The sequence below is a fragment of the Phytohabitans rumicis genome, from assembly GCF_011764445.1.
Lineage (GTDB): Bacteria > Actinomycetota > Actinomycetes > Mycobacteriales > Micromonosporaceae > Phytohabitans > Phytohabitans rumicis.
This window is the reverse complement of record NZ_BLPG01000001.1, coordinates 7,716,456-7,742,723: the sequence shown is the minus strand read 5'-3', so window position 1 is coordinate 7,742,723 and position 26,268 is coordinate 7,716,456. Positions and strand designations below refer to the sequence as shown.

Genomic DNA, 26,268 nt, shown 5'->3' with positions numbered 1-26,268 from the left:
AGGGTTGTCATGGCACGTCCACCGAATGAGTACGAATGGCGCGAGCTCGCCCGCCGTTTCCCCGGCCTCGTCTGGCACGACGTCGAGATCACCGACGAGCCGACCCGCCAGTACAACTGCATCGGGTACTCGATGGGCCTGCGGCAGTGGATCAACCCGGACTCGCCGCTGACCGCGTTCGAGCAGCAGTACGGCACGGAAGGCTTCGTGGTGGCGCCCGCCGACACCGCCTCCGTCGACGGTTGGGGCAAGGACGACGGTGCCGAGATGACCCACGGCAGCCGCCAGTCGACCACGAGGCCGCAGACTGGACTGTGGGAGTCCAAGCTGGGCCGGTGGTTCCGCATCACGCACGGGCGCGACCAGTTGGTGGGCACGCGCTACGGCACGGTGCTCACCCACTTCCTGCCGAGCTTCGCACGGGGCGAGGAGACCGAGGGGGTGTCCATGCCGGAGTACGGCGACGACGAGTTGCGGCAGATCGCCGAGCAGTCGGGCCGGGTGGATCCGGGTCTCAAGGCCGCCTTCGACGAGCGGCTGACGGCCTGGAAGGCGACCTGGGACGGACCGGAGCTGCTGACCAGCGAGAACACGTACGACTTCGCGACCGGCCCGGAGTTCGAGGCGGTGGTCGGCCTCGGGGACGGCATCGTCCCGCTGATCATCGAGGAGATGACCCAGCCGGACGGGTTCTTCCTGGTGCCGCTGCTGGAGCAGTACCGCGATCCGGTGCCGCCCGGCGCACCGGCGGAAAGCGAGCAGTCCCGCCGCGACCGCGCGATCCGGGCGTGGCTCGCCAGCCTCTGACCACGTTCCCCTACCCGGGCGTCGCGGCCCCCCGGCCGCGGCGCCCGGCCCGGTTCAGCTGCCGTAGCGGAGCCCGTGCCCGAAGGGATAGAGGGCACCGGACCCATCCGCCCGGGGGATCGTGACGGGTAGCCTGCCGGCGGGGTTGACCTCCCCGAACAGCACGCGGGTCAGGGACTCGACCGCGCCGGCCGTGTAGCCGTACGTCGCGAGGAAGGTCGACACGCCGGTGAGGCGTGAGATGTCGTAGGGGTTGCGCATCGCCGAGACCACGATCGGCACGCCGGTCGCGAGCAGCGCCGTGATCAGGGCCTGCTGGGCGGCCGCCGACGCGGTGGGCAGCCCGGTGGTGGCGTCGATGCCCGCCGCGTTGTTCGTCGACACCACCACGAGGTGGTTCGCCGCCGCGGCCGCGACCGCCTCGGCGATCCTGGCCGGGCTCGGCGTCAGACCGGTTTCCAGGACCGTGACGGTCTGGCCCCGCCGGCGGACCGCTTCGCCGAGCGTTCTCGTCGTCGTCACGCCCCAGCCCGTCACGAGAACGCTGCGCGGGTCGCCGGTCAGCGGCAGCACGCCGGCGTCGTTCTTGACGAGGGTCGTGGTGCGATCCGTGATGACCTGCGCGTCGGCGAGGTGGCCGGGCGCGCCCACGACCTTCTCCGCCAGCTCGACGTCGACCAACGGATCGGCGAACAGCCCACGCTTCAGCTTCACGCGCAGGATCCGGTACACGGACTCGTCGAGGCGTCGCATCGAGATCTGCCCGCTGCGGACGGCGTCGAGCACCGCGTTGTAGGCGACGTCCATCTGCGGCGCGAGCACGAGCTGGTCGGCGCCGGCCTTGACCGCTTCGACCGGCGCGACATGCGGTGGGTATGTGCTCGTGGCGCCGCGCATGTCGAGCGCGTCGGTGACGATGAGCCCGTCGTAGTCCAGCCGCTTGCGCAGCAGTCCGGTGAGGATGGATTTGGACATGGTCGCCGGGGCGCCGCTGGGATCGACCGAGCGGAGCACGACGTGCGCGGTCATGATCGCGTCGACGCGTTCGTCGATCGCCGCCCGGAACGGAGGCAGGTCGATGGCCTCCAGCTGTGCGCGCGTGTGGGTGACCTCGGGCAGTCCGAAGTGGCTGTCGACGGCGGTGTCGCCGTGCCCCGGGAAGTGCTTGGCCACGGCCGCCACGCCGCCGTCGTGGTAGCCGTCGACCTGAGCGGCAACCAGGTCGGAAACCAGATCCGGGTCCTCGCCGACGGACCGGATCCCGATGACCGGGTTGGCCGGGTTGACGTTGACATCGGCGACGGGCGCGTAGTTCTGGTTGATCCCGACCGCCGCCAGCTCGGCGCCGATGACCTCGGCGGAGCGGTACGCGTCAGCCGCCGACCGCCCGGCGCCGAGAGCCATGTTGCCCGGCATCGCCGTCGCCGGCGCGGAGAGCCGGAAGACGAGGGAGCCGCCCTCCTGGTCGGTGGCGATCAGCAGCGGGATCGGTCGCCGCTGGCCGGTCGCCGCCGCCTGCAACCCGTTGGACAGCGTGGCGATCTGCCGCGGATTCCGCAGGTTGTCCGGGCCGCGGCCCTCGGTGTAGTAGATGACGCCGCCCGGCTTGTACTTGTCGATGACCTGCGCCGGGGTGCTGACGCCGTACAGCCTCTGGTTGCCCGCGGCCGCGGTCTCGGTCACGGTCTGGGCGTCCTGGCCGTAGACCTCGACGACGAACAGCTGCCCGACCTTCTCCTCCAGCGTCATGTGCCGAAGCAGCCTCATGATCTTGCCGCGCTCCCCCGCGCCGGCCTGAGCCGGCTGGCCCAGGGCGGCGGACGGCACGGCCGCGGACGACAGAAGCACACCAACCAACACGACAGCGAACAAGGCTCGCCGACCGATCCGATGGCACATGCCAACCTCCGGGGCTAGACAGCTCTACCTGTCGTGTATACCCCTTGAGAATAGTGATCGGTACGTCTATGTCAGGCGGTCGACATCCTCGAGCAGCTTCGACACCTGGCTCACCAGGCTGAAGTTCTCCGTGGCGTACGCCTCGGCGGCTGGGCCCTTGGCGCCCTTCCAGCCCTCGTCGAGAGAACGGATCACCGCGGCGGCGAGCGACGCCGCGAGCTCCTGCCGATCGTCGGTCTCCGGCACCAGCACGCCGACCTCGGGGGTCACGAAGTCGCGCGGCCCGCCGGAGTCGGCGCCGATCACGGGCGTGCCGCAGGCCATGCATTCGATGAACACCAGGCCGAAGGGCTCGCGATAGGACGGGAAGCAGCCGATATCGGCGCAGTTGAACAGCAGCGCGAGCTCGTCCTGCGGCCGCGGGCCGACGAAGTAGGTCCGCCGCAGGCCGAGGTCGGCGGCGAGGTCGTGCATCTGGACTTGCGCCTCGACCGGTCCGGAGCCGATCACCAGGGTGAGGATCCGCAGCTCGTGCTGCTCGTAGATGGCCGCGGCGCGGAGCAGGGCGTCGAGCCGCTTCCAGTCGGCGAACTTGCCGCAGAACGCCACCACCGCGTCGAACCCGTCCGGCGGCGCCACCGGTTCGGGCTTCCGGTCACTGCCCTCGGGCGGCTGGGTCAGGAAGCCGGACAGCACGTTCGCGCGATCGGCGTACACGTCGGTCGGCTCGGTCAGCCTGCGGAAGATGTCCTGGTTGTAGCCGTTCGGCGAGAGCACCACGCGGTCGCGCGGGAACTCCGGGAACACCGCGAGAAACGCCTCGACCTGCTCGGCCGAGATCGTCGCCACCACGTCGACGCCGTGGGCCGGGTCGGCGTAGTCGAAGATCTTCTCGTCCCGCATGAACGGCAGGAAACGCGACGGGAACTCGTCGGGTCGATCACCGCGCTGCTCGTTGGCGTACATCTTCAGCTCGGTGCCGTGCGTGAAGCAGAGCAGAGGCATCGTGCCCCGGCCCGCCTCGGCGCGGCGCCGGATCACGTCGCGCATCACCACCGTATTCATGAAGGCGTGGTGGGCGATCGCGAGCTCAAACCGGTCGCCGGTCGTCTCCTCGATCTCGTCCATCCAGCTCGCGACCTCGTCGGTCAGCCGCTTGCGGTACGCGGCGACCTCCGCCTCGCTCATGCCGTGCCAGCGATAGTTGCTGACCGGAGAGATGGATTCGCAGATCGGGATGTCATGGTCGAGCGCGAAGACCCGCACGTACTCTTCCTGGAACCGCTGCCGCCGCGAGGGATACATCGAGTAACACCGCAAGCCGGGCAGCGCGTTGTACGCGTGGTGGTGCGCCTCGTGCAGGATTCCCGATCCCGGAGCGAACTCGCCACCGCGTTGCCAGTTGTTGGTGCCGAGCTGAAAGATCAGCCGGTCGCCCATCACGCCTCCCTGCCTTTCGGGGTACGGCGCAAAAGGCTACATCAGGTTGAGGTGCCCGAACGACGGAGCCACACGGTCGCTCCTCACCCGGCCGTTCAGCGGGAACCGCAACGATCCGGCATGTGGTGCACGGAGCGACCGGTAGCGGTGATGAACCAGCGTGACGTCGGCGAAAGTCAGCGTGATCGGATCGACGAATAGCCTCGCCACATCGTCAACGAGCGAGTCGTAGTCGCGGCAAGGACGCTTCATGAAGCCCAAGCGCATGTGCACGAACCCGTGCCGAGCCGGATCGGTATCCCACGCCCGCCGACCCAGATTGAAATAACGGGGAAGCCGCGTGTTCAGGCGGTCCAGCAACCCGGACCTTCGTCCCGTCGAATCGTCGTCGGCGCAGCTACCGAGCAGCTGGAACCCATTGTCGGACAGATCCAACCGGTCAAGCCTGACCGTGATGGTGCCGAGTCCCTCCGTCTCGCGCGCCAGGATGTCGCACAATCGCTGCGTTTCAATTCCTGGCTTCACGAAGTCGGCGAGGCGGACGGGTCCCCAGGCGCTGCTACGGGTCAGCGTCAGGTGCGTGCAGTGCAGCTGTTCGATGTCGTAGAACTCGACCAACGGCTCGTCCGACCCGACGACCAGGTGACGGTCCAGCACCTTCTGCACGAGCCGCTGAAGCCGCAGCAGCGGGGCAGCCGACCCGCTCCGCGCGAACGAGACCAGGGTCAGCCCCCAGCGACGCTCCAGATCCCTCGCGGCGGCCAACGCGGAGAACTCCACGGCATCAGGGATATCACAGGGGTACGGGGTGGACCCGGTAGCCGCTGGCCTGGACGGTGAACAGTTGGGCGTACTCGCCACCGGCGGCGATCAGCTCGTCGTGCGTGCCCTGTTCGAGGATCAGCCCGCCGCCCAGGACCACGATCAGGTCGGCGTCCCGGACCGCCCCGAGCCGGTGCGAGATCAGCAGGCTGGTACGCCCCGCCCGGTGCTCCTGCAGCCGGCGGTGTACCCGATGTTCGGCCTGCGCGTCCAGGCCGGAGCTGGGTTCGTCGAGGATGAGCAGGTCACGGCCGTCGCGCAGGAGCGTGCGGGCCAGGGCCAGCCGCTGCCACTGCCCGCCGGACAGGGTTACTCCCGCCGCCGGATCGTCCTCGTCCGGTTGGCCGAAGAAGATCCGGCTCAGCAGCGTGTCGTACCCGCGCGGCAGGGCCTCGACGATGGTGTCGGCGTGGGCCATCCGAGCGGCGGTGGTGATCCGGGAGCGGTCCTGCAGCGCGTCCAGTTCACCGATCCCGACGTTCTCGGCCGCCGTCAGGTCGTAGCTCATGAAGTCCTGGAAGAGGACGCCCATCCGGCGGCGGAGCTCGCCGACGGGGACGTGCCGGATGTCCACGCCGTCCCACAAGATCACTCCACGGGTCGGGTCGTAGAACCGGCACAACAGCTTGACAAGGGTGCTCTTGCCGGCGCCGTTGAGCCCGACCAGCGCGACCGATCGGCCGTACGGGATGGTCAGATCGACCCCGCGCAGCACCCACGGAAGGCTCTCGTCGTAGCGGAACCACACGTCGCGTAGCTCGATCCCGCGGCGCAGGGGTGCCAGGGCCGCCGCCCGAGGCGGCGGGAGGTCGTCCGGCAGCGCCGTCACCGCCGCGTGATAGCCGAACAGCAGCAGGGCCTGGTGTGCGGTGGCCAGGTTGTCGACCAGCCCAACCAGGGCAGCCTGTGCGCCGGCCACGGCGGCGACGAAGGCCATCACGTCACCCACGCTCAGGTGGCCCGCCGTGGCGGATCGGGCCGCCCAGACGAGCCCGAGGCCGGCGACCCCCGCCGAGAAGAGTGCGAGGAGCGCCTGGGTCAGGGCCTCCCGGCGATCGAGCCGGCGCTCGCCGGCTTGGATGATGTCCAGCTGCCCGAGCAGCCGCTGCCGGAGGAAGTCGCCCAGCCCGAAGAGGCGGATCTCCTTGGCGGCCTGGACATCGGTGATGAGCGAGGAGTAGAAGAGCTGCCGCCGCCCGGCCGCGGAGAGCCCGGCGAGCACCGTCACCCGCCGCTTGGACAGTCTCACCCGGGCGATCAACACCGGCACCGCCGCCGCGGTGACCACGGCCGCCATCACCGGGCTCAGGACGGACAGCGTCGCCAGCAGGCTCACCAGCGTGATGACGTTGCGTACGCTGTCGAACAACCCGGTCGTCACCGGTCCCAGCGAGCCGCCCGTCGCCTGCGTGGCCATCCGGAGCTGGTCGAGGAAGTGCGGGTTCTCGAACCGCGACAGACCCTGGAACCGGTTGACCGCCGTGTACAGCTCGTCCTGCATCAGCCGGTCGAGCCGGCGGCTCAGTTCGGCGTGCAGATAGCCGGTCAGGTGCGGCAGCGCGGCGACGGCCAGCCCGATCGCGGCCAGCCCGGCCGCCCAGCCCAGCACGGCCCCGGACCGTCCGGCGGTGAGCCCGTCCACGAGCAGCTTCGTCAACCAGGTCGTGCCGGCTGGCAGGAGACCGGCCAGGCCGGCGACCACCAGGTGTCCAACGGTCTGGCCGCGCCCGGCGCACCAGCAGAGCCACCATGCCGTCCCGGCGTGCCGGATCAGCCGCCGCGCGTCGGGTGACGGCGGGCCGACCGGCGGTGTCACGCCGGCGCCGTCGCCATCAGGCCATCCACTGTGGTCAGTTGCGCGTGCAGTACGGTGCCTTCGGCGTCGACCCGCACGAAGGTGGGGTACGCCCGGATGCCCACGCTGGCCGACACGTCGGTGGCCCGCTTGCCCAGCAGCACGGTCGGACCGCCCGCCAGCAGGGCGACCAACTCGTCGACCCCTTGCCCCGTGCCGGTGACGACCGCGACGCTCGGAGCCCGCCGGGAGGCGACCGCGAAGTCCGGCGCCAGCTCGTGGCAGGACGAACAACCCGCGTCGAAGAAGCCCACCAGCTCGGGCCGGTCGCCGGTCGCGGTCACCAGGTCGGACAGGCTACGCCCGATCAGCGCGCCCGCCTCCTCGGCCGCCGGATCGGCCGGTCGCGACCGCAGCCGGTCCAGTTCGTCGGTGTGCTCCCGCAGCCGGCGCAGCACCGCGAAGATGAGCAGCAGGTTGAGCAGACAGATCGCGGCGAGCAGCACCACGGCCGCGGCCAGAAAAGCCATCATGGGTACCTCAACTGTGTCGGGGCGAGCGGCGGAGGCACGCCCGGGTCGGGTGGCCTGCGCGGGGGGCGCGCCGGTCAGCCACCCGACCCGGGGCAGAGCGTCAGCTCAGCAGCCGCCGCCCAGGATGCACGGCTCACAACTCGTCGTGCCGTTGATGTTGTGACACCGCTTGATCCACTTGGTGCCACCCGAGCAGTAGCAGGTGACCCAGTAGGTGGAGTCGGCCTTCGCGGTGGCCTTCGGCACCAGCCGCTCCAACATCCGGTCAGCGAACCGAAGCAAGCTATCTGTCATTGAGGTCCTCCTCCGTGTAGATCGGACCGGAGCTTGGCACCCTCGACTTGGCAAATCCTTGTCAAACGGTTGACCGAGGAGAGCCCCAGGTCCGCGAGCCAAACCTCCAAGATCGCGTTGATCAGGGACTGGCTCCCCCGACACACCGCAACACGCCCGAGCCACACCCTGATCAACACGTCGCCCTAGGATCGCTGCGATGTCAGGGTGGTTGGTGGGAGTGCTGGTCGTTGTCGGGTTGGCGGTCGCATTGGGCGTGCGTTCGGTCCGCGGCCGGTATGTCGTGGTCACGGTGGAGGGCGTGAGCATGGCGCCGACCCTCGTCGACGGCGACCGGGTGGTGGTACGCCGTCGATCGGCGACCGAGGTCCGTCCGGGCGACGTCGTGGTCCTGGAACCGCCCGCGGACGCATCCGCCGGTACCGGGCCCGGTGGCCCGGTTGGCCCGCGGTGGAATATCAAACGGGTCGTCGCGGTCGCGGGTGACCCGGTGCCCGATGATGTCCCGGTCGAGGGGGTCGATCGGGTGCCGGCCGGCTCGCTGGTGGTCTTCGGGGACAACCCGGACGGTGTCGACTCGCGGCAGCGTGGGCTCTTCGAGTCCGCTCGGCTCCTCGGCGTGGCGGTACGCCGGCTCGGCGGGCGCCCCCTGTGAGTACGGCTAGCCCAGCCTCGCTCGGGCTTCGCCGGCGTCCGGGTGGCCGAGTTCGTGCAGGATGGTCAGGGCACGGCGCCAGTGCTCCCGAGCGGTGTGGTGGTCCCCCACCGCGTGCCGGGTGTCGCCGAGGCGGATGAGCGTGTCGGCTTCGTTGTACCGGTCGCCGATCTCGCGGTACAGCTCCACGGCGTTTCGACCGCAGGCGGTGGCCTGTTCGTGGTGGCCGAGATGGCGGTGGGCGTACCCGAGGCTGTCCCAGGTGCTGGCCTCGCCTCTGCGGTCGCGGGAGTCCCGGTGCAGCGCGATGGCCGGTTCACAGTGGACCAGAGTCTGTTCGTAGTTGCCCAGTTGGGCGTGGTACCAGCCGACGGCGTTCAAGGCGTTCGCCTGTCCTGCCGCGTTGCCTGCCTCGCGGTACAGGGCGAGGGCCTGGATCGCGTGATCGAGTGCCTGCGGACGGCGGCCCTGGCGGTCGAACAGCCATGCCACCCCAAGGTGGGTATGGCCCTGGCTGGTCCGGTCGTCGAGCTCGGTGAACAGCTCAAGGGCCCGGTTGAAGTGTGTGAACGCGTCGTCGTGCCGGCTCAGCCGCGCGTACGCGATGGCGAGGCCCCGATGGGTGTGGGCCTGTCCAAGGTGGTCGGTCTGGCCATGGATGGCTTGCAGAGCGGTGCGGTGCGTGGCAGCCCACTCGTGCCAGTGGCCCTGCCGGGCGAAGAACTCCGTGAGCGCCCAGGCCAGTTGCCAGGAGTGGGTGTCGAAGCCTGCCTTGGCGGCCTGCGCCACGACGGCGACCAGGACGGCGCGCTCAGCGACGAACCAGGCAAGCGCCTGTACGTCGTCGGTGAGAGGCTCCGTGGCGACCTCCGGCACAGGTACGCCGACCGCGACCGGGTCTCGATGCGGGGTCAGCAGTCGATGCGCCGCGTGGGCGGTGTGCAGGTAGTGGTCGAACAGCCGGTGCAGCGCCGCGTGGCGTTCGGTGCCGTGGTCATGGGTATGGGCGAGCTCCGCGGCATACGCCCGCAGAAGGTCGTGGAAACCGTACCGGCCGGGGCTGTTCTCGCTGACCAGATGCGCTCGGGCCAGTTCGTCCAGCAGCAGGCGCGCCGGCCCGATCGGCGTGCCGGCGAGGCTCGCCGCGGCGGGCGCCGCGATGTCGGGCCCGGGGTGCAGGCCGAGCAGCCGGAAGAGCCGCGCCGCGCCGTGGCTCAGTGATTGGTAGGACCAGGAGAAGACGGCGCGTACCCGGGTGGCCTGGTCGCCACCGTCGAGGGTGTCCAGGCTGACGCGCGGATCGTGTGACGCACCGACGAGCGCGGCGAGGGCGAACGCCGGGTGCGTCGCCGCGCGGGCCGCCACGATCGCCAACGCCAACGGCAGTCGCGCGCACTTGGCGATGATGTCGTCGACCGCGCCGGCCTCGGCGGCGACGCGTTCGGCACCGAGACGGTGGGCCAGCAGCTCGCGGGCCTCGTCCGCGGACAGCAGGTCCAGCGGCAGCAACCGGGCACCGTCGACGACCAGCAAGCTGGCGAGTTGGTTGCGGCTGGTTATCACGACGGCACAACCGGGCGCCCCGGGCAGCAACGGCCGCACCTGGTCCGCGTCGCGGACGTTGTCCAAGATGATCAACATGCGCCGGCCGGCCAAGAGGCCGCGGTAGGAGGCGACCTGGGCCTCCAGCGTGGCCGGGATCCGCTCCGCGGGCACCTGCAGTGTCTGCAGCAGTACCGGCAGCGTTTCGCTCGGGCCGGCCGGCGGGTCGACCGGATCGAAGCCGCGCAGGTTCAGGTACATCTGGCCGTCCGGAAAACGATCGCGGGCCCGCTGCGCCCAACGCACCGCCAGCGTCGTCTTACCCACCCCGGCCGTCCCGGTGACCAGGCAGATCGAGGGTGCGGTCGCGCTGCCATTCTCGGCCAGCAGCGCGTCGAGTCGGCGCAGTTCCTCGGAACGACCGGCGAAACTGGCCAGATCGGGCGGGAGTTGGGCCGGCACGACGCGCGCCCGCGTACCCACGGGGAGCAGGTCCTCGGTCCGGGCGGTGTCGGCGATGATGGACGCCTCCAGCGCGCGCAGCTGCGGACCCGGTTCCAGGCCGAGCTCGGTGACGAGCAGCTGGCGAGCTCGGCGGAAGGCATCGAGGGCGTCGGCGCGCCGGCCGCACCGGTACAGGGCCATCATCAGCTGGCCGTGCAGCCGTTCCCGCAACGGGTGCTCGATGGTGAGGCTGGACAGTTCGGCGACCACGTCCGCGTGCCGCCCGGCGTCGAGCTCCGCGTCGATCCGGTCGGAGATCGCCGCGAATCGCGACTCCTCCAGCTCACTGCACAACCGTTCGCGCGCGTCGCCCGTCGCCGCGTCCCCGAGCGCCGGCCCTCGCCACAGGTCAAGCGCCGAGGCCAGCCGCGCGGAGCGCGCGGAGGGATCCTGAACGGCGCGCGCCTCGTCCACGAGGCGGTTGAACCGGTGCAGGTCCACGCACTCCGGCCGGACCTGCAGCAGGTAGCCCCGCCCCGGGCCAGCAGCCGCACCGACTCGTCGGCGGCACCGTCGGTCGCCGACCGTAGCGCGGTCCGGATGTGCGACATCACGGTCTGCAGCGCCGCCCGAGCCATCGGCGGCGGCTTCTGGTTCCAGAGCAGGTCGACCAGGCGGTCGACGGGGACCGCCCGGCCGGGCTCCAACAGCAACACCGCCAGCGCGAGCCGTTCCTGGCGCCGCCGCAGTGGGATCAGCACGCCGGTCTCGGATCGGACTTCTACCGGCCCGAGCAGCCGCAACTCCACATCGGGCACGCTACGGTGATCCGCGGACCGGGCGCGGCGTGAACAGATAGATCAGGTCGTCCAGGCGGATCAGCACCAGCGCGCCGACCGCCCCGGCCGGCAACGCCACCGCCACGCCGGCCAGCCCGAGCGGCTGCACCCGGGCCGCGGCGATGCCCAGCACCGCGACCGCGACCGCCGCCAGCAGCAGGCCGTTTCGGACCAGGTGGCGGGCGCCCAACGGCTGCTCCGCCGCGCCGAAGCACGCGCACCGCGCGCCGGTGTCGCGGCGCACGGCGAGCGCCACACCCGCGGTGAACACCGCCAGCAGGCCGCCGGTCAGGGCGAGCATCACCGTCGCGAGCGGCCGCGCCGGTGACCACCCGCCGGCCACGGCCACGACGGCCAGGCCCAGGCCGAGTACGACGCCGGCCTCCGCCATGGTGGTCGCCGCCGCCGCCCGGTGCACCAGGCCAGCCGGTACGAACGGCAGCGGGCGCAGCGACTCCGCGAACGCCTTCTGGGCGGCACGGCTGCGCAGCTTGCTCCACGCGGACGCGGCGAACGTGCACCACAGCGTCGCCATCAACCCCAATGACAGGTACGACATCGTCCCCGACCGTACCGCAGTCGCCGTGCACCCATGTTGTATCAATAGATGTAAATATCGAGGTCGATTCCGTCCAGGAGGAACTCTCGCATGACTTCCAAGGCTCGATTGCGCGTCGGCGCGGTCGTCGCGGTGCTCGCCGCCGCCGTGGGCGCCGTCGCCATCACCACACCCGCGAGCGCCGCGTCTTCGTGGATATCCGTCAGCGCGGGCCAAAGCCTCACCTGCGGCATCAAGACGGACAACACCCTGTGGTGCTGGGGCGGCTACGCCGTCCTCATCTACGACGAGGACGTTCCGGTGCAGGTCACGACGCCGAACGTCCTGTGGGCGTCGGTGAGCGTCGGAGGCGTCCACGCTTGCGCGCTGACCACCGGCGGCACCGCGTACTGCTGGGGCAGCAACTTCTACGGCCAGCTTGGCACAAACGACAAGGTCACCTACCTGACACCGCGCAGCGTCGCCATCGCCCGCACCATGGTGGCGATCTCCGCCGGTGGCTCCCACACGTGCGCCATCGCCACCACCACTCAGCTCTACTGCTGGGGCGACGGCCGCTCCGGCTCCCTGGGCCTCGGCACGGAGACCGAGTGGACCTCACCGCGCCTGGTGAGTTCGGGCTGGTCGGTCGTGTCGGCAGGCGACTTCGCCACCTGCGCCATCAACACGTCCGGCACCGCGCACTGCTGGGGCTCGAACTACCACAGCGAGCTCGGCATGGGGGACGTCGACGACCAGTGGTCGCCCGCCCCGATCTCCAGCACCGGCGACTGGCTCGACATCGACACCTCCGCCGGGCACACCTGCGGCGTCTCGACCGCTCACCGGCTCTACTGCTGGGGCGCCAACCGCAGCGGTGAGCTGGGCATCGGTACCCTCAGCACCACCTCGACCAACGTACCGACCCGGGTCGGCTCGACCAGCAACTGGTCCAGCGTGGATGCCGGTGGTCACCGCGACAACACCTGGTACGACGCCTCCACGTGCGGGCTATACACCAACGGCACCCGATTCTGCTGGGGCTACAACGGGGACGGCCAGCTCGGCATCGGTGACAACACGAACCGCAACGCACCGCGCCGGCTGCTCGATGAGGCCGGCTGGTCGGTCATCTCCGTCGGCGACGACCACACCTGCGGCATCAGGTTGACCGGCACGCTGCAGTGCTGGGGTCAAAACCACTACGGCCAGCTCGGTGTCGGCGACGAGGTCGACCGCAACGTCCCGGCGACGGTGCCGTGAACCCGGCCCGGCGTCACTCCACTGTGTAGTCGACCAGGTCGTAGGAGCCGCCCTCCTGCCAGGCGTCGACCTGCCAGGCATCCGCCCGCTTCAGCATCAGGAAGAGGAACTCGACGCTGGTGCCGCTCTGGTAGTCGAGGCGGACCAGGAGCTTGGCGAGGCTGCTCCAGCGGCCGTCGGACGAGCGTGCGCGGGTGAACTGCCCGCGCACGATCTCGCAGTGCGCGATGTACTCGGGAAAGTCACTTGCCGGGCGGCCGGGCGACAGCGCCTCGCGCTGCTCGGGAACCATCTGCCCGCGGGCGAGCTCGTCGTCGGACCGGTTGACGCCGGCGAGGAAGATCTGCAGCGCCCTCTCGACCGACTTGATCGTCCGGCGGGCGGATCCCCTGGCCAGATACCGGAGGAGCAGAAGGACGACCACCAGCGCGACGACGACGGCTCCGCAGGCGTACACAATGGATCCACCGGGCATACCGGGATGCTACTCAGCGACCGCCACGGATGTCCTGGATGAGCTCCGTCACCAGCGCCGCCCGCTCCGGCATGCCCGCGATCACGACGTACTCGCCCTCGGCGTGCGCGCCGGCCCCGACCGCGCCGAGACCGTCCAGCGTCGGGCAGCCCGCCGCCGCGGTGAAGTTGCCGTCCGATCCGCCGCCCACCGCGACGCCCGCCAGTGGGCCGACGCCCAGCACCGCCGCGGCGGCCGTCGCCCGCGCGAACAGGGCCGCGCTGGAGGTGGCCGGCATCGGAGGCCGGTTCGGGCCGCCGGTGAGGGCGAGCGTGACATCCGGCATCCCGGGTGCAAGACCGCGCATCTGATCGTCGACGCGCTCGGCTTCGCCCTCGACGGCCACCCGGACGTCGACCTGAAGCCACGCGTGCGCGGGCACCACGTTGCTCGCCGTCCCGCCCGCGGCCAGGGTCGGCGTCACTGTCGTACCCACGTCGGGCCGGGCCATGGCACCGACGTCCAGCAGGAGCTTGCCCAGGACGGTGAGCGCGTTGCGGCCGTTCTCCGGCTCCAGCCCCGCGTGCGCGGCGCGCCCGTGCACGTCGAACCGGTACCGGCCGATTCCCTTGCGGCTGGTCTTGAGCGCGCCGCCCGCCGACGGCTCGAGGATGAGCGCGGCGGCGGCGCGGCGGGCCAGCTCCCGCACGAGCTCCTGGCTCGTCGGCGACCCGAGCTCCTCGTCGCACGTCAGCAGGACCTCCAGGCCGGCGCGGTCCGGCAGCGCCGCGATCGCGTGGAAGAGCTGGACGATCCCGGCCTTCATGTCGAAGCAGCCCGGGCCCGTCGCGGTGCCGGCGGTCTGGTCCAGGGTGAACGGCCAGCGGTCCAGGGTCCCCATCGGCCACACGGTGTCGTAGTGCCCGATCAGCCCGATCGTCGGCCGGTCCGGGCCGGCGGGCCAGCTCCAGCGCAGGTGGACACGTCCGTCGACCTCGACGGGCTCCGCCTGGTCGCCCATGATCTCCTCGCCGACGGCGCCGACCACGTCGGCGCCGGCGCGGCAGGCCGCCAGATCTTCCGACGGAGTTTCGACCGAGACCAGGCGGTCGAGGTAACGAACCATCTCCGCGGTACGGGAGCGCAGGTCGCCGAGGCGACGGATGGGCACATCGAGCGTCATACGCCGATCATCGCTGACGCGCCCCAGCCGATGAACGTGGCGATGCAGTTTCGATGAATGTGCCGGCGCATGCTGCGTCGATGGATAGATCGTGGCGGTCGAGGCCGAGGCATGCGCGGGTCCGCGCCGACGGGACCCGGCGGTGGTTCGCGCTCTGGCTCGTGCTCGCGGTCACCGCGTCGCTCACGGTCGTCGCGTTGGCCTGGTTGCCTCGCCTGGCGTCGGCCGCGGAGACGGACCCGCTGCCGCGTGAGCCGACCGCGGCGGTGGGCGCGCTGGACGGCACGCACGGCGTCACCGACGACGGCCACTCCACGTACACGGTGCCGATCGAGGCGCCGCCGGGGATCGCCGGTCTGACCCCGAGCATCGCGCTGTCGTACACGTCCGGGAGCAGCGACGGGATCGCCGGCGAGGGTTGGGCGGTCTCCGGCTTCTCCGTGATCGAGCGCTGCGCGTTGGCCTCGGCACAGTCGGACGGCTACGCGCGGCCGGTCGAGGACCCTGGTGGGCGGGCGGACGCGTTCTGCCTCGACGGGCAGCTGCTCGTGATGGTGCGGGGCACCTACGGCGCGGACGGTTCGGAGTACCGCACCGAGGTGGACACCTTCTCCCGCGTCGTGCTGAGCCGGCCGGGTGGGGCCGCGGCCGGGCCGGAGGGCTTCGAGGTACGCCGCAAGGACGGCCGGATCCTGCGCTACGGCTTCGCCACCGACGCGGTGACCACAGTGGACGGGATCAAGCGGCGGTGGACGGTCAAGGAGGAGCAGGACCGCAACGGCAACTACCTGGAGATGGTGTACACGCAGCGGTGTACGCAAACCCCGGTGCTGACCTGTACCCGGTACGCGCCGTCGGAGGTGCGCTTCGGCGGTCACCGCTCGTCCGGGACCGGCGCGCGGGCACACGACCGGTTGATCCGATTCGTGTACGACGACCGGGCCGACGGGTGGTCGTCGTTCAACCGCGGGCTGCGCGACCTGGAGTGGCGGCGGATCAACCGGATCGAGACGGTGGTTGGCGGTGCGGTGGTACGCCGGTACAAGTTCGAGTACGACGCGCGCACGGACGTCAGCCGGCTCCTGCGGCTGCGCGAGTGTGTCGACGACGCGAGCGGTGAGGTGTGCAAGCCGCCGACCACGTTCACGTACGACAACTCGCAGGGGTTCTCGGCCACGCCGACGAACGGGCCGGTCGTTCCGCTGCTGTTCGGCAACGGGCTGGGCAGCCAGGCGGTCGGTCGTACGATCGTGCTCGACGCGAACGGCGACGGCTTCGACGACCTCCTGTATCCCGCACCGACGACACGGTACACGTGTGACCCGGCGCTGAGCAGCTGTAGCGGATCGTGGACGTACCAGCTCGCGCTTGCCACCGGCAACCGGGCCAGCCCGTACACCGTGCGGGACACCGGGCTCGGGTCGCAGCCCTCCCTCGGCTTCAGCTTCTGGTGCATCTCGCAGGACAGCGTCGTGGACTACAACGGCGACGGCCGCGACGACCTGGTCAGCACGTGTGACATCCACACGAACGGCGAGGTGCTCGTGTCCACCGGCACGACCTTCACCCGCGATCACATCCCGGTGATACCGACGACCGGACCCGCGGATCCGTTCTGGCTGGCCGACCTCAACGGCGACGCGCTCGCCGATGTGCTGGTGTGCCGGCGGACCGACCTGTTGCTGCACCTCAACCGCGGTCCCGGTGCTGGGTTCGACGCCGGCCGCGCGTTGCCGAACTACGGCCACCAGGGCCAGTCGCCGCTGACCGGCTTCGCCGGCGGCACGCCGGAGCCGTGCGAGGCACCGACGCTCGTCGACGTCGACGGCGACGGCGCGGTCAACGCACTCAAGCGACAGTGGACGTTCGTCAACTCGCCCGCCGCGAACACGTACGTGTGGGCCCAGACGTGGAAGGCGCTGTCGATCGACGCGAGCGGCGCCCGCTGGGTCGACACCGGGCTGACGTTCAACGAGACGATCGACGCCTCGGTGCCCGCCCCGGAGGAGATCTACGACCTTACGCCGTACTGGGCGGGCGACGTGACCAACACGGACCCCGGCGACGACAGCGGCCAGGTCACGGTCACGACGTACGCGCGGAAGTGGCAGCTGCGCGTGTTGGACGTCAACGGCGACGGCCTGGACGACATCCTGCGCTACGACGGGAGCCTGGCCAACCCGGTACGGCTGCACGTCAACACCGGCAAGGGCTTCGCCACCGGGTCCGGGTCGCCCACGTTGATCGGCGACGCGGCGTGGACCTGGTACCGGGTCAGCGCGTACGGCTTCGCCCGCGCGCAGTTCCTCGACTACAACAACGACGGCCGCGACGACGTGCTGGTGCCGATCGGTGACCCGCGGCAGCCGGCGAGCCTGCGCTGGGTCGTCCACAAGACGCAGGAGAATTCCACGTACCGGCCCGAAGAGGTCGGCACGATGAGCCTGGCCGAGCGGGCGCTGCCGATGCGCGGCGACGTCGACGGCGACGGCAGCAGCGACCTCATCCTGGTGGCCGACGCGCCGGGCCTGGTCGACGCGGCCGGCAACACGGCTGCCCAGCTGACGATCCGGTGGGGTGCCCACGCCAAAGGCAACCTGCTCGTGGTCGCGCGCGACGGCCTGGGCGAAAGCATCCTGTTCGACTATTCGCACCGCGACGCGCAGGGGGAACGCGTCTACGAACGCACGACCAGCTGCGTATCGGCGCAGACCTGGTGCCTGAACCGGGCCGGCCCGCTGGTGTCCAGCGTCATGGTCCGCGCGGCGGAGCGGCAACCCGGTAGTCCATTGGAGACGCTGCGCCGGGTCAAATGGCAGACGTTCCGGTACCAGAACGGCCGGAGCGCCTGGTACGGGCGTGGGAACCTGGGCTTCGCCCGGCGTCTCGACAGGACGTTCGGGGAGACCAACAGCGTCCTGGTCGAGACGGCCCTCCGCGACTTCGACAACGCCACGCACGTGGACGCGACGGCCGGTTCGCCGATCCGGCACTGGTACCCGTACGCCGGCCGGGTGACCAACGCGCTGGCCACGTCCGGGACGGTGCAGCACGGCTTGGGCACCGCGGTGACCGTGGGGCAACAGGTGCGCCAAGGCCCGATCGGGTACTCGGTGAAGCTGTCCGGGGATTCCGTGCCGTTCGTCGTGGAGGAGCGCGCGGCCAGGAGTGTGGACATGCTGCCCGCGCCCACGGGGACCCGGCGGAGCGTGATGTCGTCGGACACGGTGATGCTGTACGACGCGAACGGCAACGCGACGTCCACGGACACCGTGCTGCGCAACGGCTCCGGGACGGTGATCGAACGAACCGTCGAAGAGAGCGGGTACGACACCAGCGCGGCCCGGCGCAATCAATGGCTGATCGGCCTGCGACTGCGGCACAAGGCCACCAGTATCCGCCAGGGCAACACCGAGGTGCGCACGACCGCGTTCACCTACAACGACCGCGGTCTGCCCTTCACGGCCATCCGGGAACCGGACGACGCCGCGTACACCATGACCGAGACCGGCGTCCACGACGAGTACGGCCACGTGATCAGCCAGCAGGTCAGCGCGCCGGGCCTGGCGACGCGGACGACGCAGACCGGGTACGACATGGCGACCCTCTTCCCGGTGCGGGAGGTCAACCCCAGGGGTCACGTCACGACGATGGTCACCGACACCAAGCTCGGCAAGGTGCTCGTGCGCGTCGACCCGAACGGCGTCGTCACCCGGTCCGCGTACGACGGCTTCGGCAGGCAGGTCCGCCTGCGCGGGCCGAACGGGGACACCGTCACCGCGTACGCCCGCGCCGACACGGACACGAGCGCGAACCTGCGGGCCCGCACCCGCACCACGCAACAGATCGCGGGCGGTGCCTCCTCGACCGAGTTCCAGGACGCGCTCGGCCGGACCGTGGAGACGTGGGCGAACGGGTACGCCGGCACGACGGTGGTCACCGAGTCCACATTCGACCACGACGGCCGCCCGCTCTCGGTGTCCCGCCCGCATTTGCCGGGCGACACCACGCAGGGCGTCATCCGAAACACGTACGACCAGCTCGGCCGCCTCATCACCGTGAGCCGGCCGGACGAAGACGCCACCGGCGACGTGGCCGTCACGAACGTGCGGTACGGCTGGCCCGACGAGGCGCCGTCGGTGGCGTCGTTCACCTCCGTCGTCCGCGCCTCGGCGGTCGAAGCAGTCGCGGTCACCGACCCGCTGAACCGGCGCACTGTGCAGGTCAAGGACGTCAACGACGCGCTGGCGGCCACCGTGGACCCGGTCGGCTCGGTCACCCAGGTCGAGTATGGACCGTTCGGCGCGGCGCGCCGGGCCGTGGACCCGCGCGGCGTCGTCACCACGTTCGACACCGACCGGTGGGGCCGCACCACCGCCGTCACGACCCGCGACGGGGGCCGGCAGGCGTACACCTGGACGGCGTTCGGTCAGGTGGCCACGCACAACGACCCGCGCGGGATCGCGACGCAGTACACGTACGACGAGCTCGGCCGGATGACCAGGCGTGCCGATCCGCGCGGCGCGGCGACCTGGGCCTACGACGGGCCGGGGGCCAACACGATCGGCAAGCTCGTGCAGGCGCGCAGTGCGGAAGGCGACATCACCCGGCTCAGCTACGAGGCGGTGCCGGCGAGCGCTCCGAACCGCGGCCTGCTCGCCGCGACGGAGCAGGTCGTGGACGGACGCACATACCGCCTCGGCTACGGCTACGACCAGTTCGGCCGCACCATACGCGTGGAGTACCCGAGCGCCGCCGGCGAGGCGTTCGCTGTGACGTACTCGTACGACGCCGGCGGCCTGCTCACCACCGTCAGCGACGGCACCACGAGCCCGCCGTACTGGACCTTTGTGGACGACAACCAGGGCTACCGCATCGGCGAGGAACGGCTCCGCAACGGCACCACGACGACGTCGAGCTTCCAGCCGTTGAGCGGAAGGTTGGCGTCCTCGTCCGCGATATCCAGTCCCGGCAGGGTGCTGCAGCTCTTTTACGGCTACGACGCGGTCGGCAACGTCAAACACATGCGCGACGTCGTACGCGCGAACCGCTCCCGTTACTACACCTACGACACTCTCAACCGCCTGACGCAGACGCAGCTGTTGCAAGGCAACGACCCCGCGTTGCCCGGTGACGTGGTCGAGTCGTTCGCCTACAACGCCTCCGGCGGCTTCACGTCCAAGAGCGGCGTCGGGGCGTACAACTACCGTCCGGCGACCGACATCCTGCCCAACGCCGCCTTCGCGGCCGGGCAGAACGCCTACAGCTACGACTTGGCCGGCAACCAGGTCGGCCGCGTCGGTCCCGGCGTCGCCGGCGGCCGGCAGGCGATCACGTGGTCGCCGGCGAACCTGCCGACCTCCGTCGCCGTGGGCACCGGGGCGAACCTGGTCACCACCACGTTCCGGTACAACGCCGCCGAAGAGCGGGTGCAGCGCCGCGCCCCGAACGCCACGACCACGTACATCTCCGGACTGTACGAGCGCCGCGAGGCGGCCGGCGGCGGCAGCATCGAGCACCGCTACTACGTACAGGCCGGCGACAAGAACGTCGCGCAGGTCGTGAAGACCGAGGTCGCCGGCGCGGTCCAGAGCAGGTTCACCAACTACCCGCACGCCGACCGGCTCGGCTCGCCATTGGAATTTACCAACTCGACCCCGATTCCCAACAACAGCCAACGGTTCGAGGCGTTCGGCACGAACCTCGACCCGAACTGGCGCACGACCGGTGAGCGCGGCTTCGCCGGGCACGACCACGACGCCGACCTCGGCCTGATCGACATGGACGGACGGCTCTACGACCCGGTCCTGGGCAGGTTCCTCACCGTCGACCCGAAACTGTTCGCGGTGGACGCGGGCGCGGCACCCGCGGACACGTTCATCGCGCGGGCGGCCGAGGCCGGCGCGCCCGGTGGCGGCGCCGCCCCGACGATGGCCGCCGCCGATCTGCTCCAGCCGTACGCGTACGCCGCGAACAACCCGGTCGCCTACCTGGACCCGACCGGTCAGGACCCGAGGGCGTTCTACACCATGCAGGCGGCCGTGGAGCAGGTTGCCGACGCGGTCCGCGATTCGACACTGGGCGAGGCCGTCGCCGGATTCACCGCCGGTGTGGCGATCGCCGCCGTACCCGGTGGCTCGATCGCCGGAGCCGCACTGTCGCTGGACCCGCCCAGCCGGACGTTCGAGTTCTTCCGCGGCGCCGGTGAGGCCGCGTACGGCGTCGGCCAGTTCATCGCCGGCGGTGTCGGGACGGCCGGCGGTGGGGCCCTCACCGCGACCGGGGCCGGTGCCCCCGCCGGCGTGCCGGTAGTGGCCGTCTCGGGGGCCGCGATGGGCGAGGCCGCCATCGACGTGGCTTCCGGCGTGGCGACGATGTTGCACGCCACGTCGATGCCCCCCGACCGGCCGACGGGCGGCGGCGAGGGCACCGCCGGTTCGGTCATCGCGGCCCCGCCCGCCGGGCCAGCGCCCGCCGGCGCACCCAAGTCGGGGAACGGGCCGCCGACCGCGCCGAAGCCCGAAAAGGCGAGTTCCAAGGTCCTCGGCAGGAACCTCGTGGATGCCGGCGTGCAGCGCCCGGAGGGCACCGACGCGCACCACATCGTGGCGGGCGAGAAGGCGATTGCGGACCCGGCGCGGCAAGTGCTGGAGGCATACGGAATCAGCATCAACGCGGCGGAGAACGGCGTATTCCTGCCGGCGCACACGAAGTCGCCGAATCCGACGGGCGCGACGGTCCACCGCACGTTGCCCGACAAGTACTACACCAAGGTCAACGAGCTGGTCCTCCGCGCCGGCGCCACCGGTCGCAAGGAAGAGGTGCTGGAAACGCTAGAGTCCATCAGGACAGGGCTGTTGCAGGGAGACTTTGTTGAGCACCAACCGTACTAGCCCTCCCCAGGTCTACGAACCGGAGGTCGAGGAGGGCTTCGAGTGGGCGCTGCCGCTCGATGGCAAGCACGCCTTGCTCTTCGGCGGGTTCGACGGCACACCACGCGCCGGCGCCTGGTCTCCCGTGCCGATGTACCTGCTGCGGTCGGATGAGGGCGGGCCACGGCGGCGCGCGGACCTGCCGTGGTTGGGCAGCCACGTCCTCATCCTCCGGGACGAGGCGATCGCCGAGGTCGGCCCGATCCTCGCCGACCACGGCGAACTGCTGCCGCTCGAGTGCGCCGACGCGGGCCTGGTCGTCCTCAACGTCACCCGGGTCGTCGACGCGCTCGACGAGGAGCGCTCCGACATTGTCCGGTTCAGCTCGGGGCGAATCATGGACATCAAGAAGGCCACGTTCCGCGGTGAGCTCCTGACGGGACCGGCCGTGTTCAAGATCCCGCAGATGCCCTTTGGGCCCCTCTATTTCACATCCGACACGGTGGAGCTCATCCGTGCCACCGGACGCCATCGCGGGGTCACGTTCCGGCCGGCGTGATGGCGCGCCCGGCGCAGTCGAGCCGTCCCGTAGCGGCGACCGCGGCGAAGGCATATGCGCTGGGCTTGGGGATCCGGGCGAAGTCCTTGTCGTGGTCGACGGCGATCAGGCCGAACGTGGGGGCGTACCCTTCGCTCCACTCGAAGTTGTCGAACGCGGACCAGTGCAGGTACCCGCGTACGTCGACGCCCTCGTTGATGGCCAGGGCCAGGGCCGCGAGGTGTGACTTGAGGTAGTCGAGGCGTTCGCTGTCGTCGCCGGTGGCGATGCCGTTCTCGGTGACGACGAGCGGCAGGCCGGTGGCGGCGGCCCGGTGCAGGACCTGGCGCAGGCCGTCCGGGTGGACGGCCCAGCCCATCTGGGTCAGCCGGTAGCCGTCCGGCGGGGCGGCGAAGACCGTCGGCGAGGCTGGGTCGACCCACTGCTTGCGGTAGTACTGCACGCCGAGCCAGTCGCCGCGGTCCGGGCCGACCAGTCCGTCCAGGTACCGGTCGACGATCTCGTGCCGCAGGTGGCCGTGGAACGCCCAGCACGCCTCGTCGTTGCGCAGCGGCGCCAGCAGCGGCAGTTGCACCGCCAGGCCCACCTGCGACGCGGGCGACCGGTCCCGCACCGCACGGACGGCCGCCCGGTGGGCGTCGAGCAGCACCCGGCCGACCCGCTTCCACAGGATCGGGTTGGTGATGCCGGGCGCGTGGTAGCCCTCCAGATATCCGTGCAGGGCGACCATCTGCGGCTCGTTGACCGTGCACACGTACGGCATCAGGTCGCCGAGTTCGGCGGCCGCGCGGGCGCAGTACCGGCCGAACACGGCGACGGCGTCGGGGGCGAGCCAGCCGCCACGGGCGGCGAACCAGCGCGGCAGCGTGAAGTGGTGCAGGGTCACGAACGCGGTCAGGCCGGCATCGGCGAGCGCGGTCAGGACGCGCCGGTAGTGCGCGATCGCGGCACGGCTGAACTCCCCGGCGCGGGTTCGATCCGCGACCACTCCAGCGACAGCCGGTGCGCGTTGTGGCCCAGCGAGGCCAGCAGCGCGAAATCTTCGGCGTACCGGTGGAAGTGGTCGATCCCGTCGCCGGACGACTCGCGGGCCGCCGTGCCGGGGGCGTGCTCGAAGTCCCACCAGTCGTTGTTGACGTTACCGCCTTCCACCTGGTGCGCGGCCGTGGCCGCGCCCCAGAGGAAGTCGGCCGGAAACTCACTCATGCGGGTACGGACACGAAGGTGAACGAGCCGGACGGCACGCGGTAGACGGCGTAGTCGCCGTCGACGCGGACGTACTCGGCCCGGTGTGGCTTGGCGGCGACGTGCCCGCCTCGCAGCGGCACCCAGACCTCGGCGGCGGTGTTCGTGGGGACGTCCACCGTGAGCCGGAACCAGCGGTCCGCCCTGCTCCAGGTCGAGCGGACGGCGCCCTGCGGTGTCTGGTAGCTGCCCTGCACGAACGTGACGTCGCCGACGAGCTTGGGTTGGACGACCAGCGACCGGTAGGCGACGGAGCCGTCCGCCGGCCGGATGCCCGCGAGTCCACTGTGGAGCCACTCCTCGATCTGGGCGAGAATCATGTGGTTCTTGGAGTCCCGGCGGTTCCACCGCTCCCCCATCGTGGTCATGCCGTTGGGGTTGGCGACGGTGGGCTCCATGAAGAACCCGTAGCTGGGCTCCTCGTCCTCCTGGAGCAGATCCCACAGCACCTCGTCGCGGCCGGCGGCGGCGAGCGCGCGGACGGTCGCGGCCATGCCGATGGTGCCGCCGCTGAAGTGCGGGCCGTCGCCGCTGGGGTGGAACGCGTACACGAGCTCGACGAGCGCGTCCAGGACGGCCGCACGTTCGCCGTCCGGGACCAGCCCGGCGTCGAGCGCGAGCGCTTGGGCCGCCTGCGTGGCTCCGGCGGTGCCGGCGTTGCCCGCGGTGGTGTACCGGCGCAGCGAGATGTTGTAGAAGTGGGCGTTGAAGGCGTTCTTGATGTCACCGGCGAGCGTGCGGTAGCGCGCGGCGTCGGCTGAGTGGCCGGTCAGCTCCGCCATCATGGCGAGCTTGCTGATCATCGTGTAGTAGCCCCAGGTGCCGGTGATCCGGCCGGAGGTCTGGTCGGCCGAGACCCAATCGGCGAGGGCGGCGTCGACGATATGCGCGTCGGCACCGGTCAGCACCTTCTGCCGCTGGATGTAGTCGGCGAAGTCGACCATCCGGTCGTAGTAGCGCGCCATCGTCTGGGTGTCGCCGTACAGCTCGTACAGCAGGGCGGGCACCAGGACGATGGCGTTGCCCCAGTTGATTTCGTCGCCGAAGCGCCCGGTGTAGCCCCAGTCGTAGACCGGGGTCTTCAGCGCCACGTTGCCGAACATCGGAGTGTCCGCAATGGACTGACCTTCGACGAGGTGGTGCATGGTGGTACGCAGATACGCGCCCAGCTCGTGGTTTCGGTGGATGGCGCCCATCGGCATGGTGTAGTCCGCCGGGTACGACAGCTTCTCCCGGCCTGGGCAGTCGGTGAACACCGACATGACGTTGGCCGCGAACGAGTACCGCGCCATCGTATGGATCCGGTTGATCCGCGCGTTGGAGGTGGTCACGTCGCCGGCCTGGGGCGTGGCGGCCTGCAGCCGCAGACCCTTGACCGTGTCCTTGGTCGGGACGTACCCCTCCGGCAGTCCGGTCACCTGGACCCACTGCATGCCGAAGTAGTTGAAGTCCGGATGCCACGTCTCCCCGCCGGGCAGCCCGGCAGTGGTGTACGTGTTGAAAAGGTCCCGGCCGCGACCGCCTCCGCCGCCCATCAGCGATGCCTGGTCGACCGTGCCGTCCGCGGCCAGCGACTCGGCCGGCGACATCCGGACGGTGGTGCCCGCCGGCACGTCTTCGGCGAGGCGCAGTTGCGGCCAGCCGACGATGTTCTGCCCGAAGTCGAACACCCAGGTGCCCGGGACAGGATTGGTCACCGACACCGGCGTGAACGTCTCGACGAGCGTGACCGGCTCGGCGGCGCGGGCGACCAGTGTGGTGGCCAGGTTCGGCTGCGGCGCGATGCCGGCGTCGATCCAGCCGGTGGCGGTTCCGTCGCGGCGCTTGGCGGTGGCGGACAGGTCGGACCCGGGCCGGTCCCAGCCGGGCTGTTCGCGGCGGGCGTCGTAGTCCGCGCCGGAGTACCAGGCGTCGGTGACGAGCGCGCCGAGCGCCGTACGCCAGCCCCGGTCGGAGACGACGACGTCACGGGTGCCGTTGGTGTACGAGATCTCCAGCCGGGCGATCAGCCGCGGGGTGACGGCGGCGCCGGCGCTGGGATCGCTGGCGGCGACGTTGTTGCCCGACCCGGTCACGAGCGCGCCGGTGGTGTGCGGCTTGGTCAGGCCGGGGGCAAAGGAGATGTCCGCCGTGCCGATCGCGGTGATGACGCGGGATTCCAGGCTGTCGCCGCCATCGCCGGTGTCGACGTTGATGGTGCCGCCCACGTGGTAGTTGGCGACGTTGTCGAGCTTCACGGTGGTGGCGCCGGATTCGGCGTCGGCCGCCAAGGCTCCGGCACCCTTGAGTTGGCTCTGCCACCACGAGTACGGCGCGGTGCGACCGACGGCGGGGTTGGTGACGCTGCGGCGCACGTACGCCGGGCCGTTGCCGAGCCGCACGCCGAGCGTGTTGCCGCCCTTGCGCAGCTCGCCGGTGACGTCGTAGGTCCGGTACTCGCTGGAGAGCTGGTAGTTGGAGTTGCCGGGGGCGAGAACCTCGTCGGTCAGCGTCCGGCCGTTGATGGTCGGCAGATGCAGGCCGACGCCGGACAGGTAGAGGCGGGCGCCGGCGACGTGCCGGCGGTGGTCGACGGTGAACTGGCGGGCGAAGACCGGCATCGGCTGGCTCTCGGTCCGGCCCGGGTACTCGATCCAGCGGGCCGATCCCCAGTCACTCTGGTCGAGCAGCCCCATCTCCCACGAGCCCGGCTCGCTCCAGTCGGACGGGCGCCGGTCGGCGTCCCAGACCCGCACCCGCCAGACGACCCGGTCGCGGGAGGCCAGCGGCTTGCCCGCGTACGCGATGCCGGTCTGCCGGTCTGCGGCAACCTTGCCGGTGTCCCAGATCAGTCTGCCGCGCTTGAGGTTGGACTCGCTGGTGGCGGCCTGGATCTGGTACGCGGTCTGCCGGTCACCCGGGTGGCCGGCGGCCCGCCGGGTTTCGATGAACTGCCAGCCGAGTGTGGGGTTGGGATTGTCGATGCCGAGGAGCTCATCGTGCCGGCCGTCGACCGTCAGGTTGACGACCTCGACGTTCGGTCGATCGGTGCCATGCCCGGCGGCGGGCGTGGCGATCAGCGCTTGCGATGCGAGCAGGGTCATG

The 26,268-nt window shown here is 70.7% G+C and carries 18 protein-coding genes and 1 pseudogene; 6 read left to right on the top strand and 13 right to left on the bottom strand.

What is annotated here, in order from left to right; all coding sequences use genetic code 11:
• Positions 1-9 precede the first annotated feature (9 nt).
• The gene (locus tag Prum_RS35190) at positions 10-807 is read left to right on the top strand and encodes a DUF7689 domain-containing protein (RefSeq protein ID WP_173080664.1); all 798 of its coding nucleotides are present in this window, start codon (positions 10-12) and stop codon (positions 805-807) included.
• Positions 808-861: 54 nt separating this feature from the next.
• On the opposite strand, the gene Prum_RS35185 is transcribed toward Prum_RS35190, so the two are convergent.
• The 6 genes from Prum_RS35185 to Prum_RS35160 all read right to left on the bottom strand — a co-directional run bounded on the left by Prum_RS35185 (position 862) and on the right by Prum_RS35160 (position 7,590).
• Entirely contained in the window at positions 862-2,655 is a 1,794-nt protein-coding gene (locus Prum_RS35185) for a glycoside hydrolase family 3 protein (protein WP_218577492.1), read from the bottom strand.
• 117 nt (positions 2,656-2,772) lie between these two features.
• Entirely contained in the window at positions 2,773-4,146 is a 1,374-nt protein-coding gene (locus Prum_RS35180; RefSeq protein ID WP_173080660.1) for a glycosyltransferase, read from the bottom strand.
• 36 nt (positions 4,147-4,182) lie between these two features.
• Positions 4,183-4,926: a hypothetical protein gene (locus tag Prum_RS35175; RefSeq protein WP_173080658.1), complete on the bottom strand. Its 744-nt coding sequence runs from the start codon at positions 4,924-4,926 to the stop codon at positions 4,183-4,185.
• A gap of 13 nt (positions 4,927-4,939) precedes the next feature.
• Positions 4,940-6,784 carry an ABC transporter ATP-binding protein gene (locus tag Prum_RS35170; RefSeq protein WP_246278294.1) on the bottom strand — a complete coding sequence of 615 codons (1,845 nt, stop codon included), beginning with the start codon at positions 6,782-6,784 and terminating at the stop codon, positions 4,940-4,942.
• On the bottom strand, positions 6,781-7,293 hold the full coding sequence (locus Prum_RS35165) for a TlpA family protein disulfide reductase (protein ID WP_173080656.1): 513 nt from the start codon (positions 7,291-7,293) through the stop codon (positions 6,781-6,783). The genes Prum_RS35170 and Prum_RS35165 overlap by 4 nt, the downstream gene beginning before the upstream one ends.
• A gap of 108 nt (positions 7,294-7,401) precedes the next feature.
• Entirely contained in the window at positions 7,402-7,590 is a 189-nt protein-coding gene (locus tag Prum_RS35160) for a hypothetical protein (RefSeq protein WP_173080654.1), read from the bottom strand.
• A gap of 199 nt (positions 7,591-7,789) precedes the next feature.
• Between Prum_RS35160 and Prum_RS35155 the strand changes: the two genes are divergently transcribed.
• A complete protein-coding gene (locus tag Prum_RS35155; RefSeq protein ID WP_173080652.1) occupies positions 7,790-8,245 on the top strand; it encodes a S26 family signal peptidase in 456 nt (151 codons plus the stop codon).
• A gap of 6 nt (positions 8,246-8,251) precedes the next feature.
• On the opposite strand, the gene Prum_RS35150 is transcribed toward Prum_RS35155, so the two are convergent.
• Positions 8,252-10,732, bottom strand: coding sequence for a BTAD domain-containing putative transcriptional regulator (locus Prum_RS35150; protein ID WP_218577491.1), 2,481 nt, complete (start codon positions 10,730-10,732; stop codon positions 8,252-8,254).
• On the opposite strand from Prum_RS35150, the gene Prum_RS49970 reads away from it, so the two are divergent.
• The gene (locus Prum_RS49970; RefSeq protein ID WP_218577490.1) at positions 10,721-11,059 is read left to right on the top strand and encodes a hypothetical protein; all 339 of its coding nucleotides are present in this window, start codon (positions 10,721-10,723) and stop codon (positions 11,057-11,059) included. The two genes, Prum_RS35150 and Prum_RS49970, sit on opposite strands and share 12 nt — an antisense overlap.
• On the opposite strand, the gene Prum_RS35145 is transcribed toward Prum_RS49970, so the two are convergent.
• A complete protein-coding gene (locus Prum_RS35145) occupies positions 11,051-11,629 on the bottom strand; it encodes a MauE/DoxX family redox-associated membrane protein (RefSeq protein WP_173080650.1) in 579 nt (192 codons plus the stop codon). The genes Prum_RS49970 and Prum_RS35145 overlap by 9 nt on opposite strands.
• 90 nt (positions 11,630-11,719) lie before the next feature.
• Here Prum_RS35145 and Prum_RS35140 point away from each other — a divergent pair, with 90 nt between their 5' ends.
• A complete protein-coding gene (locus tag Prum_RS35140; protein ID WP_173080648.1) occupies positions 11,720-12,871 on the top strand; it encodes an RCC1 domain-containing protein in 1,152 nt (383 codons plus the stop codon).
• A 13-nt stretch (positions 12,872-12,884) separates the two neighbouring features.
• Here the strand turns inward: Prum_RS35140 and Prum_RS35135 are convergent, their stop codons facing one another.
• Together Prum_RS35135 and Prum_RS35130 are read right to left on the bottom strand one after the other, a co-directional pair.
• Positions 12,885-13,346 (bottom strand): hypothetical protein, encoded by a 462-nt coding sequence (locus Prum_RS35135; protein ID WP_173080646.1) that lies wholly within the window; start codon positions 13,344-13,346, stop codon positions 12,885-12,887.
• Positions 13,347-13,359: 13 nt separating this feature from the next.
• A complete protein-coding gene (locus tag Prum_RS35130) occupies positions 13,360-14,508 on the bottom strand; it encodes a M20/M25/M40 family metallo-hydrolase (RefSeq protein ID WP_246278293.1) in 1,149 nt (382 codons plus the stop codon).
• A gap of 80 nt (positions 14,509-14,588) precedes the next feature.
• On the opposite strand from Prum_RS35130, the gene Prum_RS35125 reads away from it, so the two are divergent.
• Together Prum_RS35125 and Prum_RS35120 are read left to right on the top strand one after the other, a co-directional pair.
• A complete protein-coding gene (locus Prum_RS35125; RefSeq protein ID WP_173080644.1) occupies positions 14,589-21,401 on the top strand; it encodes an FG-GAP-like repeat-containing protein in 6,813 nt (2,270 codons plus the stop codon).
• Entirely contained in the window at positions 21,382-21,939 is a 558-nt protein-coding gene (locus Prum_RS35120) for an imm11 family protein (RefSeq protein WP_173080642.1), read from the top strand. The genes Prum_RS35125 and Prum_RS35120 overlap by 20 nt, the downstream gene beginning before the upstream one ends.
• On the opposite strand, the gene Prum_RS52400 is transcribed toward Prum_RS35120, so the two are convergent.
• From Prum_RS52400 to Prum_RS35110, 3 genes and pseudogenes are all read right to left on the bottom strand, one after another.
• Positions 21,920-22,297 carry a family 1 glycosylhydrolase gene (locus tag Prum_RS52400; RefSeq protein ID WP_503826945.1) on the bottom strand — a complete coding sequence of 126 codons (378 nt, stop codon included), beginning with the start codon at positions 22,295-22,297 and terminating at the stop codon, positions 21,920-21,922. The two genes, Prum_RS35120 and Prum_RS52400, sit on opposite strands and share 20 nt — an antisense overlap.
• Before the next feature lie 237 nt (positions 22,298-22,534).
• A pseudogene (locus tag Prum_RS52395) lies at positions 22,535-23,145 on the bottom strand (family 1 glycosylhydrolase); the annotation flags it as partial.
• Positions 23,142-26,267, bottom strand: a complete 3,126-nt coding sequence (locus Prum_RS35110; RefSeq protein ID WP_173080640.1) for an alpha-L-rhamnosidase — start codon at positions 26,265-26,267, stop codon at positions 23,142-23,144. The gene Prum_RS35110 and the pseudogene Prum_RS52395, both read right to left, overlap by 4 nt.
• Position 26,268: the final 1 nt, after the last annotated feature.